General features: G+C 47.1%; 13 protein-coding genes. 2 read left to right on the forward strand and 11 right to left on the reverse strand.

The window, feature by feature from the left end; genetic code table 11:
- The first annotated feature begins 254 nt into the window (after window positions 1-254).
- Window positions 255-1,229 (forward strand): 2-hydroxyacid dehydrogenase, encoded by a 975-nt coding sequence (locus tag GQF63_RS11050; RefSeq protein WP_160369290.1) that lies wholly within the window; start codon window positions 255-257, stop codon window positions 1,227-1,229.
- Between the two features lie 22 nt (window positions 1,230-1,251).
- Window positions 1,252-2,409 carry a glycerate kinase family protein gene (locus GQF63_RS11055; RefSeq protein WP_160369291.1) on the forward strand — a complete coding sequence of 386 codons (1,158 nt, stop codon included), beginning with the start codon at window positions 1,252-1,254 and terminating at the stop codon, window positions 2,407-2,409.
- Window positions 2,410-2,467: 58 nt separating this feature from the next.
- Here the strand turns inward: GQF63_RS11055 and GQF63_RS11060 are convergent, their stop codons facing one another.
- The 11 genes from GQF63_RS11060 to GQF63_RS11110 all read right to left on the reverse strand — a co-directional run bounded on the left by GQF63_RS11060 (window position 2,468) and on the right by GQF63_RS11110 (window position 14,219).
- On the reverse strand, window positions 2,468-4,141 hold the full coding sequence (locus GQF63_RS11060; protein WP_160369292.1) for a glycoside hydrolase family protein: 1,674 nt from the start codon (window positions 4,139-4,141) through the stop codon (window positions 2,468-2,470).
- 103 nt (window positions 4,142-4,244) lie between these two features.
- Complete coding sequence (locus GQF63_RS11065) at window positions 4,245-5,498, reverse strand: MFS transporter (protein WP_160369293.1); 1,254 nt, start codon at window positions 5,496-5,498, stop codon at window positions 4,245-4,247.
- Window positions 5,499-5,534: 36 nt separating this feature from the next.
- Window positions 5,535-6,833, reverse strand: a complete 1,299-nt coding sequence (locus tag GQF63_RS11070; protein ID WP_160369294.1) for an aspartate aminotransferase family protein — start codon at window positions 6,831-6,833, stop codon at window positions 5,535-5,537.
- 7 nt (window positions 6,834-6,840) lie between these two features.
- The gene (locus tag GQF63_RS11075) at window positions 6,841-7,884 is read right to left on the reverse strand and encodes a DUF1668 domain-containing protein (protein ID WP_160369295.1); all 1,044 of its coding nucleotides are present in this window, start codon (window positions 7,882-7,884) and stop codon (window positions 6,841-6,843) included.
- A gap of 44 nt (window positions 7,885-7,928) precedes the next feature.
- Window positions 7,929-8,732, reverse strand: a complete 804-nt coding sequence (locus tag GQF63_RS11080; protein WP_246163484.1) for an SDR family NAD(P)-dependent oxidoreductase — start codon at window positions 8,730-8,732, stop codon at window positions 7,929-7,931.
- On the reverse strand, window positions 8,720-9,652 hold the full coding sequence (locus GQF63_RS11085; protein WP_160369296.1) for an aldo/keto reductase: 933 nt from the start codon (window positions 9,650-9,652) through the stop codon (window positions 8,720-8,722). Before GQF63_RS11085 ends, GQF63_RS11080 begins: the two co-directional genes overlap by 13 nt.
- On the reverse strand, window positions 9,621-10,445 hold the full coding sequence (locus GQF63_RS11090; RefSeq protein WP_160369297.1) for an SMP-30/gluconolactonase/LRE family protein: 825 nt from the start codon (window positions 10,443-10,445) through the stop codon (window positions 9,621-9,623). Before GQF63_RS11090 ends, GQF63_RS11085 begins: the two co-directional genes overlap by 32 nt.
- 6 nt (window positions 10,446-10,451) lie before the next feature.
- A complete protein-coding gene (locus tag GQF63_RS11095; RefSeq protein ID WP_160369298.1) occupies window positions 10,452-11,921 on the reverse strand; it encodes a M81 family metallopeptidase in 1,470 nt (489 codons plus the stop codon).
- A 4-nt stretch (window positions 11,922-11,925) separates the two neighbouring features.
- Window positions 11,926-12,303 (reverse strand): RidA family protein, encoded by a 378-nt coding sequence (locus tag GQF63_RS11100; protein WP_160369299.1) that lies wholly within the window; start codon window positions 12,301-12,303, stop codon window positions 11,926-11,928.
- 6 nt (window positions 12,304-12,309) lie between these two features.
- Window positions 12,310-13,413, reverse strand: coding sequence for a pyridoxal-phosphate dependent enzyme (locus GQF63_RS11105; RefSeq protein ID WP_160369300.1), 1,104 nt, complete (start codon window positions 13,411-13,413; stop codon window positions 12,310-12,312).
- Window positions 13,410-14,219, reverse strand: coding sequence for an SDR family NAD(P)-dependent oxidoreductase (locus GQF63_RS11110; RefSeq protein WP_160369301.1), 810 nt, complete (start codon window positions 14,217-14,219; stop codon window positions 13,410-13,412). The genes GQF63_RS11105 and GQF63_RS11110 overlap by 4 nt, the downstream gene beginning before the upstream one ends.
- Window position 14,220: the final 1 nt, after the last annotated feature.

Here is a 14,220-nt window from a genome sequence, read left to right on the forward strand (position 1 = left end):
ACCATGACAGGGCGATAACAAACTGATAACAAAACTATTATTAACTCCTCTCATATCTCAAATCTCACATCTAATATCTCCCCAATCACTCCCCTTCCCAAAGGGGAGTGATTGGGGTTTGAAAGGGAAGTGAAAGGGGTCTACAATGGATCTACACAAAAGCAGCTCTTTGCAAATTACCTTTCTTCCCTATTTCCCTTTGATTTTTCGTAACTTACAGCAGCAAGAATCGCTTCAACCTTAAAACAACCGCGATGAAAATCTTTATCAACAAGTTAATTCCTGAGGCTGGCATGCAAATTCTGGCGCGCCCAGATATTGACCTCCTAATGCCGGAAAAGCCTGAACTGAGTTATGACGAATGGATAAGCTATTGCCAGCAATGCGATGCCATTTTAAATATTGGCGCTTTTAAAATTGATGGGCAATTTTTCGACCTATGCCCTTCCGTGAAGGCGGTATCTTTATTTTCTGTAGGCTATGATCAGGTCGATTTAGCCGAAGCCAGCCGACGTGGCATACCCGTATCCAATACCCCGGATGTGCTGAGTAAGGCCACCTCCGACATTGCCTTTATGCTGATGCTGATGGTTTCTCGGCTGGCATCCTTCCATAGCAACCAGGTGCGGGTGGGTGTGCGCTTTAAATATTTCAACCCCATTGCCAATTTAGGGCAAGAGCTCTACGGCAAAACGCTGGGCATATTTGGGCTGGGCCGTATTGGCTATGAAATGGCTATAAAATGTAAAGCGGCCTATGATATGCCCATTATCTATCATAACCGCAACCGACATCCGGAGATGGAGGAAAAATTAGGTGCGCGTTATGTTTCTTTTGAAGAATTACTGCAGCAGTCAGACGTCTTATCAATCCATGCAAATTATACCCCTGAACAACAGCATACCTTTAATGCGGAGGTTTTTGCCCAAATGAAGCCGACCTCGATTATTGTGAATACGGCACGTGGAGGCTTTATTCAAGAAGACGACCTGTATACGGCTTTGCAAGAAGGACAAGTGTGGGGTGCCGGCTTGGATGTTAGCGATCCGGAGCCAATGTCGCCCGATTCCCCTTTGTTAAAGCTGGAGCGGGTTTGCGTATTGCCGCATATCGGTTCGGCTACGCTGGAAGCACGCAGCGGCATGGCGAGCACCGCTGCCCGCAATATCGTTGCTTTCGTGGAAGGCAAGCCCATGCCTACCTGTTTAAACCCGGAAGTATACCGCTAAAGTACGTTCAATATAATTGCAGATGCTACAAATATTAATTGCCCCCAATAGTTTTAAAAACAGCCTAACGGCGGAAGAAGTTGCCGATACCATTGAAGCGGGATTACAGGAAAGTAAGCTCCCGGCACAAATCCGGAAGTTTCCTATTGCCGATGGCGGAGACCATACCTCCTACCTGCTGACCAAGCATTTGGAAGGGGAAATGAAAAAAAAGCAGGTTCAGGGCGCCTATCTCCAACCCACGGACGCGCAATATGGCTTTATTGCAGATTTGAAAACGGCCATCATTGAGGTTGCTGAGACTTCCGGTTTCAAGTCTATTCAAGGGGCTATCCAAAGCCCGATAAACTCCAGCAGCTATGGTTTAGGCGAACTTATCCTGCACAATATAGAAGCAGGCGTTCAGGATTTCATTATTTGCCTGGGTGGTTCGGCGACGGTTGATGGCGGTATTGGCCTATTACAGGCTTTGGGTGTGATATTCAAAGGAAAAGACGGACAAACCCTACAGGCTAGCCCTGCCAACTTTAAGGAGGTGGATAGCTTGGATGCCAGCGCCTTTAAAACCCGCATACAAGATTGTCGTTTTACCATTTTATGTGATGTAGAAAATAAATTATTAGGAGAAGCCGGCGCTGCTGCCGTATTCGGCCCCCAAAAAGGAGCCTCGGAAGCCGATGTGGAACTTTTAGAAGATTTTTTAAGTCATTTCACGAAACTTAGCCAAGAGGCCTTGGGCGAAGATCTCAATGCTATCATCGGGGGCGGCGCTGCAGGAGGCTTAGGCGCATGTTTTGCCGTTTGGTTTAAGGCGAAAATGGAAAAAGGAACAGCTTATTTCTGTAAGATTACTGGTTTTGAAGCTGCCTTAGCCAAGACCGACCTGCTGATTACGGGTGAGGGCAGCATAGACAGCCAATCGCTGGAAGGCAAGGCTCCCCTGGTGGTTGCGGGCTATGCGAAAGACAAAGGGATTCCGACCATTGGCTTGGCCGGCAAGATTCCGCAGCACATCTCCTTGAAACTGCAAGCCTATTTCAGTATGCTGTTGGCGATTGGCAGCCAGCCGGAAAACCTGACGGCAGCCCTATTGCACACGAAGGTAAATTTAAGCCGAACGGCCAAGCAAATCGGCTTATTACTGGCTAGGACAAATGGACAAAAAAAATCGGCTGACTAAGGGGATTAGCAGCCGATAAACATCACATGATTGAAACAAAAACGTATCTTATATTTAATTAAAAATAACCGTATTGATTAACATCGCCATATTGCAAGGCGACTTCTGCGCGCTTGACCACAAAGACCCCAGCTTTCGATACCACAGCAATTTCATTTCCGCCTGACTTAAGCGCCGCGGTCGGAATTTCAAAAACCTGCATATCCTCGCCTTCTTGCATTCCATGCATACGATCGTAATCTTTCGCCAATTGCTTGTCCAAGGCTTGGAGCCTGACACCATTCATGTCCACCTCCATACGCGCTTGCTTATCGGTTCTTAAAAACAATAATTGCTTTTGTGGCTTTTGTGCCGTTAATGGGTCGCCGATAAATAGGCCAATTTTACTCTTCTTGCCATTGCCACAAGCCATGGGTAAATCGGCAACCTGCAACACGCCATAGGCATTGGTTACCCCATCGGAGGCGCAATAGATCTTATTGCCTTGTTGTAGGGTTTTCGGGTTTCCGATTTCAGCCAATAAACGTGGTGATAGGGTTCTGTTTACCAAACCACTGGCATTTAACGATTTGCTATAATCGACCTGAGCATTGTTTGTAAAGTAAAAATTAAACAGGTATAAGCCATCGCCGCCTTGCCCCATAATATGGGATGCCATGCCTTTATACATGCCATCGGAAAAGAACTCCCGAGGCTGATAACCGCCATCGTCAATGGAACCATAAACCGGGATCCGCTTTTTGCTACCCTGGAAGAAGTCCTGCTTGAACTTGGCGATCGGCGTAGCGGTTTCGCCGCGCCAATGCGCACCTATCGTAATGAAATCCATAAGGCCTAAGCGTAACCATTCCTTCACATCCAGCCCTTTTTCCAAACAGCCTTCCACCGTTATGGGAACACGAACGGATAATAAAATCTTTTTGCCCCGTGCTTTGGAAACAGAATCGACCATATGCTTCACCTCCTGCACAAAAGAAGTAATCAAGGGTGCTTTTTTAGGGCCATCGCCGGTTTTAAAGAGGACGATAAAGCGCATAAAGTCCAGATCATAACCATCAATCTGCTGATATTTCTCCAATTGCTCGCGAATCAGGTTTAGCTTATGCGTGCGAACTTCCGGATGGGTAAAATCCAAGGCTTGCGCCGAGTTCATGCCCTGGCTGGCATCACCCGTATAATACTGCGGGTTTTTGTACCAAAAGTCTGGATAAGAAACCCGGCAATTGCTATTGGTATCGGCAAAATGCAGGTCGTTCACCCGAAAGGTGATGAATGCTTCCATGCCACGTTCTTTTGCACGACTTAAGGAGGCATCGATAATATCGGTTCCCTCCTTTTCCAGGCTAAGGAAATTCTGGTAATAATGTTTTAGAGCATCGCGCAGTTCGGGATTGCCTTCACAGCCTAATGTACCGTTGACATCATCGCCGAAAGGGCGTTCGTATTTAGATCGGTAATAGACAAAGTCGCTACCGGTACACATCATGTAGGTGGTGACCACTTTTGTATCGGCGACAATATCAACATAACGATTGATATCGGCGCGCGAAAGATTTGCCTTTTTATTGAACCACATATTGGCCAAGGCATCTGTTCCGTCGTTGTTGTGGATGATTCGAAAAGCCGGATTGCCCTTGCTTCGCTCCTTGTTGGAGGAAGAAGTTAAACTGACAAGCAGTACAAAGGCAATCAGGATTTTTCTAATCGAGTTTAGGTTTAGGTCGATTAACATTCCGATTATTTAAGGCAGCTTCTCCCGAGAGAGGCACTGCGTTTCTTTTCATGATTCAATAATACTAAATAGATGCTAGGTAACTGTCCTGTACTTACCTTGTCTACTTATTGTTTTTTAATAAAAATGGGTTGGGTTTAATCAATAACATCACCAGGGCAGCTATAATAATGAGGACAGATGCGAACTGGAAAATCACGCTTAAATTGATATTAGAGTCGCGTAAGGCGCCACCAAAGTATAAGCCTAAGCCCCCAACCAGGGTTCCGCAGAAATTTAAAATCCCATAGCCTGTTGCGCGGTATTTTTCATCGACCACCATACTTAAAATAGGCATGGTGTTGGTATCGACAAAAGACTTACAAAAGGAATAGATGATAAAGCAGCCAATGGAGATGGAAAGCACGATGGAATAATTGGCAACAAATATGGCCGGTGCAGCGATAAAGAAGCCAATGGCCGGCATATAGATGCGTGCTTTGGCATTTTTCTTACTCCATAAATCGGACACGATGCCACCAAACAAGACCCCAAAGATGGCCGCGGTAAAGACATACCCTGTAGAATAAACGCCTGCTTGGGTTTGGGAGAGGCTAAATTTCTCTTGAAAATAGGTAGGTAACCAGCCCACAATTAGCCAGCCCACGATACTGATGAGGCCAAAATAGATGACGATATAGATAAAAGATCGGTTCTTGAGCAATACCCGCAGGGAATCGCCAAACTTGGGCTTTGGTTCGGCCTGTGTAACTTCACTGCTCGCCGTTTGTGGCACGTCTCTAATTAAGAACAGCATCGCGACGGCATAGCACATGCCGAATATACCGAAGATGGTAAAGGCATAATTCCAAGTATGGTTTTCGGCCAACCAGCCACCAACGAAGCCTAGACTTTGCCCAAGCATAATCCCGGCCATGTGGATACCTGTGGCCAAAGATCGTGTTGGCCCTTTATGGTAATCCATGATTAAGGCCAATGCCGCCGGTATATAACAGGCTTCACTAATGCCCATTAAGGCCCGCGTAACCAACAGCTCGTTGAACGTAGTAGCATAGGAGGTCATCCAGGTGACTAATGACCATACAAATAGACTAAACAGGATGACCTTGCTACGGCTATAGCGATCGGCCAGGTAACCGGCGAAAGGACTAAAGATGCCGTAAACCCACAGAAACACCGCCGTTAGCAATCCAAATTCAGCATCGCTCATGGGGATGGAATCGACAATGGAGGTTCGCATGGTGGTAATCATGGTCCGGTCGATGTAATTCAACATGGCGATAATAAACAGGAGGCCGACGATTAGCCAGGAACGGAAAGCGCTCGGTTTTAAGCTGGATGCAGTAGGTAGGGTCATAAGGTTAGTTTATTTGGGGTATGGAGCAATTAAGGTTTAAAATTCGCGAAGCACCTGATCGACAGCTTCGATGGCTTGTTCGATTTCTGCTTCGGTATGCACCGCAGAGATGTACCACAAGCCACGGCCAATCACGCGGATGCCTTGATCTTGCAGGCGCGCGATAAACTTACCCAGCTTGGCCTTGTCGGCCGCCAGGGTATCGCGGTAGTCTGTTAATGTATCTAGATCGGTAAATAGCGTCACGAACATCGGCCCTAAACCAAATACTTTCAGGTTTTGACCATGTTTTTCAGCCGAGGCAGCTATGCCTTGCATCAATTGCTGCCCTAAGCGGAACATGCGCTCGTAAGGCTGTTCTTCTTCTAACACACGAATGGTGGCTAAGGATGCCGCAATGGTTGGGTTACTGGCATTCATGGTGCCGGCATGGATGACCTCTGAATTAGCAATGCAGTCCATCCATTCGTTCTTGCCGACGATAGCACTGATCGGATAGCCGGAGCCCATGGCCTTGGCAAAAATAGAGAGGTCTGGCGTAATGTTATAATAGGCCTGCGCACCGCCTAAACCCAGTCGGAAACCGGTAATGACCTCATCTAAAATAAAGGCAATGCCATATTGGCTACATAATTCACGAATACCGGCTAAGAATCCGGGCTTTGGCGCAATACAACCGTTATTGCACATTACAGGCTCGGTTATGATGGCCGCAAGCTCATCTTTGTGTTTCTCTACCGTGGCTTTTAATAATTCCAGGTCATTCCAAGGCAGGACAATAAATTCTGCGCGGCTATCAGGAGAAATCCCCTTCGACCAGGCAAAGCAGGCCGGATCTTCCCGACTGCCCAAAGCTTCTATGCCCGGCGTGGAGATCCCCCAAGCGACATTGTCGAGCCAACCGTGATAATGCCCTTCAAAACGGAGGAACTTATTTTTCCCGGTTTTTGCACGAGCCACCCGAAAGGCGGTTTGCACCGCTTCGGAACCATCTAGGCAAAAACGGATCAACTCGGCCGATGGAATGAGTTCGACAATCTTTTCGGCCAATTCGATTTCTTGGATATGTTGGCCGGCGTACAACTGTCCCTCTTCAGAATAGCTGTTTACGGCTTGTAATACCCGCGGGTGGGAATGTCCTAAAATTAAAGGTCCCTGGCTTAAGGTAAAATCTAAATAGGTATTGCCATCTACATCGGTAATCTGGCTACCCTTCGCTTCCTTGTAAAACAACGCATGCGGGTGGTTATATTTTCGAAATTCGGATGACACCCCTCCTGCCAATACTTTACTGGCTCTGGTTAACAGTTTTTTGGATTCGTCAAATGAGTTCATGGATAGGCTATTTAAGGTTGTTTAAATCTATACTTAAGATACTGTTGCTGCGCACACCGGGGCCCACCTCGCCATTGATGAGGTAGTACATGTTTTTATGCTGCACCGAAGGCAGGGTTAGGCGCATTTCTTTCTTCGGTAGCACACCGACTTCTCGCCATTGATTTTTGGCAATGGAATAAGCCCATACTTCAGGTTTAAAACCAGGATGGGTTGCCGGATCGGCATATTGGGCGGTTTGCTGATCGAGCCCGCCAAAAAAGATAAATTGCTGATCGTTTAAATTCGCGGCTTGTAAAGGTCCTGCGGCCAAAGCAACAGGCAGATCTTGTAATTTTTTCCAACTGTATGGTTTTTCACCAAAATCTAGCTGATAAGCATCGGTCAGCATGGTGCGTATGGTTTTCCCCTGAGCATCGTTATGTAAGGCAATGCCACTGAATACGTAAAAGGAATCTTTGCTAGTTGCGCTAACCGCATTAATGCGGGCTTGACCAGGAAGGTCGGGCAATTGATGCCAGCTATTCTTTTTTAAATCGTAACAGAATACTTTGCTGGCAGGCGTGCCGGCAAGATCGGAAGAGCCCGTAGCCAGGATCACATGATCGCCAACGCGGGATCCACACATATTCACTAGGGCCTCCGGCGACTGACTCAGCTGTTCGATCTGCCAGGATTGGCCTTCTTTTTTGAGGTAATATACGGCAGCGGACGGGACATTATCCTGTTCGGATCCGCCAAATAATAATAGGCCGTTCTTATAGGAAACCGTAATGCCATAGGCTAGTTTCTTAGGTAGTTTAAGGGGCAATTGGCTCCAGCTGCCAGCCTGCTTAGAATAGACAAAGATGACATCGTGCCAGATTTTCTTTCCACCCTCCCAAGGCATCTTATCGGGAAAGTTGGCTCCGCCGGCAGCAACTAGTTCATCGCCGACAAAGCCGGCATACATACCCGCAAAGCCTTTGGCATCTGGAATTGCTGGAACAAGATCCGTAGCGGATGGAATCATACGTTGAGCAACAGCTTGCTCCTGTGGAATTAGCATCATAAATACTGCGATTATAAAGATATAGTAGTGCATGTTTTTCCTCCTTACCAGCTTGTCCAGCCACCATCGACCAGGAGGTTATGTCCGGTGATGAAGGAAGAAGCATCCGAAGCCAGGAACACAATAGGTCCGGCGATATCTTCATCTTCGGCAAACCTGCCTAATGGGGTCAAACGTTTATAATTAGTTACAAATTCATTCTCGCCATAGCTTTCCTGCACCCCCGGGCCGTAGCCTCCGGGGCTTAAGCAATTGCAGCGGATACCATCTTTTCCGTAATAATTGGCAATCCATTTGGTAAAGCCGACCATGGCCCATTTATCATAGGTGTAATTTAGGGGTGAACTCATGCCGGTATTGCCATAGACCGGGAAATTAGGACCTACGGCAGCCTGTATAGATCCGATATTGATGATATTTCCAGATTTCTGGAGCTGCATCTGCGCCACAACGGCTTGGGTAATCAGCATTAATCCGGTGCTGTTGATTTGCTGGGCCTGCTCCCAATCGGCTTTGGTTTGCTCGGCAAGGTTCTTGATCCCCTCCCGAGAGACGGCATTGTTTATCAGCACGTCGACTTTACCGAAGTCGCTGATCAGCTGTTGTACTAAACTTTTAATGGAATTTTCATCGGAAAGGTCTAAGGAATAGGCATAGGCGGCATATCCCGCGGCGTTGAGCTCCTCGGCTAGGCTTTGGCAGCTTCCCAACGAACGGGACGCAATAATAACCTTCGCACCGGCATGTGCCAGCGCAATGGACATCGGTTTACCAAAAAGACCGGTTCCTCCGGTGATTAAGACAACCTTTCCCTGGAGTGAAAAGCGTTGCATGGTTACATTTTCCATAGACGTGGGGTTAAAATATGTTCCGGAATGGCTGCAAAAGCTTCTGCAGCACGCTGGGCGATGGCTTCCGGAACGGCAGCGCCTTCGGCCAATTGTATGTTTTCTTGTAATTGAATAAGTTTATCAGGGCCAATCACGACCGAAGACTGCGGAAGAAGATCGCGGATATAGCTAAAGCAAAGCTGCTGTACAGACATGTTTGCATCACTCGCTAGCGATTGTAAGGTTTGAAGATAGGGCTTTGCCTCTTGCAGATTTCCCGTCAAGCGCTCAGAATCCTGTAACAACAGCCCTTTTAAAAAGACACTCCGGATAAATACATAAGCAGGACCTTGCACAAGGCGTCCCCAGTATTCAGAGGTTAACAAGCGTTGATCAAGAATATTCATGGGAATCTGGAACGCAGCGTACAGCGGGTTATCGATAAAATATTGGATTTCTAAGGGATGATCGAGCGATACGCCGGCAAGATCGATTAATCCCTTTTCCCGAAGTGCGGTAAACACCTTCGGCAAGAGGGTCTGGATTTGCTTCGGATTAAAAGAGGATACCATATGGAACAAGCAAAGCGGCAAGCAATCGAGTTTCAATTGCTTCAACGATTCGCGCACGCTGCGCTCGGCTTCGGCAATAGCAAGCTCCTCCCGCTGCAAGGCTGCAGCAGAAAACTTAAACTTGGATACCACAAACGCATTTGGGGTATCAGCTTTAGAAAGGGTATTCCCGAGGAGCTGCTCGGCATTTCCATACTCACGGGCGGAATCAAAACAGGTTATCCCTGCCTGATAGGCAGCCTGGATAAGTTGTTCGGGATCCTCTTGTTGTCCGGCTGTAGCATCATCGAAAACAACGTAAGGTATTCCTAAAGCAACAGTTCCCAAGCAAAGTTTAGAGACTGGATAGCTTTTTAAATTCGGCATGTTTTTTACGGTCGATAATTCGTATTCGTCCTGGTCCTGGCTCCCCCTCTCCCCCAGTAATCACGATGGTATCTTGATTGACAAAGATGTTGCTGGTTAATGTAATGCCGCTTTCATAGGAATGTAAAGCTTCCCGTTTTAGGTCGTAGCAATGAACCTTGCCCATTCCATAATGGGCAATCCAGAGCATATCTTCATCTTCAAGGCAAAGTCCATCCGGAAGGTTTTTCGTCATCTCGCCGGAGGGGTGTGCAGGAAGGTTAACCAAGCAGCTGATGGGCTGCTTGGTTGAGGATAGGTTGATTTTAATAATTCTGTTTTTATAGCTTTCTGCCACGTAAAGGCAGTTTCGTTTTTTGTCATATACAATGCCATTGGGATAATCGAGATCCCGGGCAATAAGCTTGACCATACCGTTGCTGGCAATAAATACGACAGCACCGGTATGCCGAATGGAATCGGTGAAGAATAATCCCTCTTCCCCGATCCATAAATCATTCGGACAGCTCACTGGGTAGCCATCCACAGATCCTTCAAAAAAGGTTCCTAAATATACACCGCGAGCATCATAGCGCTCGATGCTACCTTTCAGGCTGTTGCAGATGTAATGATCACCATTGCTTGCAATAAATTGTCCGTTCGGACTACTGCAAGCCGCCCATTCCATGGTCGACTGGCAGTCTTCCACCCGAAGAACTTGCTGACCCAGTAAATTGGTCACAAAGATTACCCCCTGTTGATCAATAACAGGTCCTTCGGTATAATAAGAAGTTTCTATCAGGTGAGAACTCATATCAGGCTAAGCGGTAAGCGATTCAAAAGGTAGCATCGGTTTTCTGCGATGCTTATAGGTAAATTGTGTGGCGTCAGCATTGCTTTCACCAGGGGTTTGTATTTTCAAATAAACAGGACAAATGTCTTGATAAGCCGCTATCGGTGCATTAACGCCTTTCGCAATGATCCAATGTAAGCTCTCCAATTCCAGATCAAAAATCCGGAGTTGCTGACTGCTGAATGGCGGCACACGAAGACTGCTAAACACGATATAGTTTCCCGCTTTCGTTTCTACTAGAACCACCTTCCCCATATCGTAGGAAGTCTGCCCACCGTGCTTTGGCGTCTTCTCCGAGAATTTACCATCCTGGATAGCTAAGACATTAACGGTTAAGGAATACGGCTTCCCCTGGGTAGATGCATCGGTCAGGTCAATTTGTTGCCAAGAATTTAGCGGTGCTTTGGATAGACTATTCACAAGACCCGGCTGATATAGCACAATAATGCCTTTGGATAAGCCCTTGTTTTCCAAGGCTTGCAACAGATAAGAACTATCGCCTAAAGCGCCAGCTCCTACATTATCTCCCATATCTAATAATAGAACAGGTTTCGGATAGCAAGTCTCCTTTTCAAGGACCTCCTCAATGAGCAGCCGTTTTCCTGTAAACCGCGGATAATAGCTTTCAAAAATGGATAAAACCTCTTTCTTAATTGCTGTCGTATCAAAATCAGCTTCACTAACTAAAATCAAGGAAGTTCCCATCTCTTCTACATCGGCATAGGGAAATCCAAGGATGATGCTATGCGACAGAATAGCATCCTGCTTCAGGCAATCTGCAATCTTTTGATAAAGTGACACGCAAGGCTCTACGGCGGTTTCTTGCTGCTCTAAACTTAATGAAGCCGGCAATTGGATGAGCTCCTGCTTCAAGTGCTTCCCATGTAGCACAAGCTGCTTCATCAGATCGGCACAGCGATTCCCGGTTTTCCATTGATCTAAATGCGGGTTTGTAGCATAGGACACCATCGCGTTACTTACGGAAGCCATCAACGGACTCACATTCGCATGCGGATCCAAACTAACGACCATCGGAATCGATGGCCCGACAAGCTTGCGCAGCTCCTGCAACCAATAGCCATCTACATCGCGAATTTCCTCACTGGCTGCCGCACCATGTGCAACACAATAGATTCCATCAAATGGCAATGCCGTGCTGATTGCTGCCAACAGCTCTTCCACAAGACGTTGAATCACCTCCTTCCGGATTTCTCCTGAAGGGACAGCATCCGCGAAGAACAAAGGCACAATCTCGACATCCTCAGCCGCCATGCCATCGATAAAGCCGGCAATCTCATGATGCGCCTTCGCATATCGGGAGAAAATCTCCTCCCCACGAAAGATATGGCCATCAGCGAAATTCTCCCAAACTGTTGGGATACTGCTGAAGGTATTGGATTCATGATAAATGCCAGCCAGGGCAATGCGCTTTTTCATTCGTTTATTTTATAAATGCAGTAGCATCCACTTCAAACTTTAAAATGGTTCCCAAACATCCAATTAAGGTTGTACGTGCGGGAAAAGGTGCTGCGAAATATTCACGGTAAATTGAATTAAAAGCTGGAAGATCTTTCTCATCAGCCACATAATTACGTACTTGCACCACATCGGCCATCGATAATCCTGCTGCCTCAATAATGCGCTTTAGGTTATCGAAGGATCTTCTACACTCATTCTCGAAGGTATCTACGACAATCTTTCCTTCCATATCAACGGAAGCTTGTCCAGAAATAAATAAGAACTGCCCACATTTAACGCCCGGTGAGAAAGGCAGGTGGCTTTGCGGAACACCATCGCCGAACACAAATTCTTTTTCCATAGGATTCTACTTGTATATTTTCTTTACTAATTCTTCTTTCGTTTGTTTTACGGTATCTACATAGCGGCAATCCTGCTGGGTATAGATCTTATTTAAGGCTTGCTGATCTTTGAAACCATGACCTGTAACCAGGCATACCACCGGTTTCTTGGGGTCTACTTTCCCTAGGCTTGCGGCAGCCATTAGGCCAGCTAAGGCTACAGCACCGGCGGGCTCGCAATAGATACCTTCCTCTTGGGCCAACAGTTTCTGATAGTAGAACACTTCTTCATCGGAAACCAAGATGCCATCCGTATCATTAAAAGGCGTTTGCTCCATAATGGCCTCTGCATCTAGCAGGGAGGATACTTGCAAACCGCTAATTTTCGTCGTACTGGTAGGCAGAGCCACTGGCTCCTTTCTGGAACGATTCATTAAGGAAGCGATGGTATCATTGCCCTCCGGTTGTACGCAATGGATCGTAGGATTAAGCCCCGATTGCTTATGTGCTTTCCATTTAGCAAATCCCCGTAAAATGGACAAGTACAGACCTCCTCCTCCAGCCGGCACGAAAACCTGGTCAACATCTTCCAATTCTTCGGCAATTTCAAAAGCGATGGTCTGCACGCCTTGCATCCCGATCGGTGAGAACTTATAGGCGCTAATTTCCAGCGAGCTATCGTGCTCTGTGGCCAATTCGCGTAAGGTTTCCATCACTTCGATGGTGCAGCTATCGGAAATCCCGAAATCCTTAATCATCAACAGTTCGGCACCATAGACGCCCATCTGCTGTACTTTTCCGAATGGCGCGCCATCTACTAAGCAGATGATACATTTCAATCCTGCGGCTGCGGCATAGGCTGCCAATGCAGCTCCTGTATTTCCGCTGGAAGTGGCCAGGATAGCTTTCTTTCCCTGCTGCAAGCAATTGGCGACTGCCAATGCTGCAAAACGATCCTTATAGGATCCTGAAGGGTTCAGATTCTCTAACTTAAAGTATAAGTTTTCCAGCCCTATTTTGTTCCCGATGTTTCTAGCTTTCACTAGCGGGGTATTCCCTTCCCCTAGCGCCACTTGAAATTCAGGCGCTATCGGGTGGATCAATTCTCGATATGTCCAGATGCCTTTCAAAATGTATCCGGTTTTAAACGATGCTTCATACTGTACGAATTAAAGTTATGTTCCAGGCCGCCGTCAATTGTCAGGCAGGTTCCAGTAATAAATCCTGCTTGCTCAGTGCATAGCCAAACAATGGCTTGGGCTATTTCTTCCGGTTTTGCGGAGCGCTTTAGCGGCGTTCTATCCTCAATTTCAGCCTGAATTTGCTGGCTGATATTATCACCCGAGGTACTTTGGTAATCCTGACTCATGCTGGTATCCACGCTGCCGGGTCGCACGGCGATAGCACGGCATCCATACGGGCCATAGGTGGTCGCCAGCTCGTAGGTCAGGCTCTCCATCGCTCCCTTACAAATACTGTAGGCGCTAGCATATCCAGATACCAAGCTCGACATCACACTGGACAGGTTTATGATGCAGCATTTCTGTTGTTTTTCCAGCACCACTTCAGCCACGTATTTGGAGAGAAAGGCCGGAGCAGTAATGCCGATGGCAAGGGTTTTATTCCAATCGTCGGGGCTACTTTCCCGGATACTTTCCACTTTGCGCCACATGGCATTATTTACCAGGGCATCAATGCGCCCCCATTTATCCATTACGCGGGTTACTAATTCTTGCAGAAAGGCATCATCACAGAGGTCACCCGGCAGGAATAGCAGATCCGCAGCGGTTTCTTCTCCATGCGGAATAGCCGCTTTCATGCTATCCTCTTCCCGGTCTACCAGGGCGATGGCATAGCCTGCATGCAGAAAACCCGCAACGATTGCTCGGCCGATGCCGCCTGCGGCACCTGTAACGATGGCAACTTTCTTTTCCATA

Origin of the sequence: Sphingobacterium humi (genome assembly GCF_009768885.1) — a bacterium.
Lineage (GTDB): Bacteria > Bacteroidota > Bacteroidia > Sphingobacteriales > Sphingobacteriaceae > Sphingobacterium > Sphingobacterium humi.

Bases quoted from the DNA above. Each gene is read 5' to 3' on its own strand.
- GQF63_RS11080 (WP_246163484.1), bottom strand. From the start codon at position 8,732: ATGGAAAATGTAACCATGCAACGCTTTTCACTCCAGGGAAAGGTTGTC.
- GQF63_RS11110 (WP_160369301.1), bottom strand. From the start codon at position 14,219: ATGGAAAAGAAAGTTGCCATCGTTACAGGTGCCGCAGGCGGCATCGGC.
- GQF63_RS11075 (WP_160369295.1), bottom strand. From the start codon at position 7,884: ATGATGCTAATTCCACAGGAGCAAGCTGTTGCTCAACGTATGATTCCA.
- GQF63_RS11065 (WP_160369293.1), bottom strand. From the start codon at position 5,498: ATGACCCTACCTACTGCATCCAGCTTAAAACCGAGCGCTTTCCGTTCC.
- GQF63_RS11100 (WP_160369299.1), bottom strand. From the start codon at position 12,303: ATGGAAAAAGAATTTGTGTTCGGCGATGGTGTTCCGCAAAGCCACCTG.
- GQF63_RS11060 (WP_160369292.1), bottom strand. From the start codon at position 4,141: ATGTTAATCGACCTAAACCTAAACTCGATTAGAAAAATCCTGATTGCC.
- GQF63_RS11050 (WP_160369290.1), top strand. From the start codon at position 255: ATGAAAATCTTTATCAACAAGTTAATTCCTGAGGCTGGCATGCAAATT.
- GQF63_RS11055 (WP_160369291.1), top strand. From the start codon at position 1,252: ATGCTACAAATATTAATTGCCCCCAATAGTTTTAAAAACAGCCTAACG.
- GQF63_RS11070 (WP_160369294.1), bottom strand. From the start codon at position 6,833: ATGAACTCATTTGACGAATCCAAAAAACTGTTAACCAGAGCCAGTAAA.
- GQF63_RS11095 (WP_160369298.1), bottom strand. From the start codon at position 11,921: ATGAAAAAGCGCATTGCCCTGGCTGGCATTTATCATGAATCCAATACC.
- GQF63_RS11085 (WP_160369296.1), bottom strand. From the start codon at position 9,652: ATGCCGAATTTAAAAAGCTATCCAGTCTCTAAACTTTGCTTGGGAACT.
- GQF63_RS11090 (WP_160369297.1), bottom strand. From the start codon at position 10,445: ATGAGTTCTCACCTGATAGAAACTTCTTATTATACCGAAGGACCTGTT.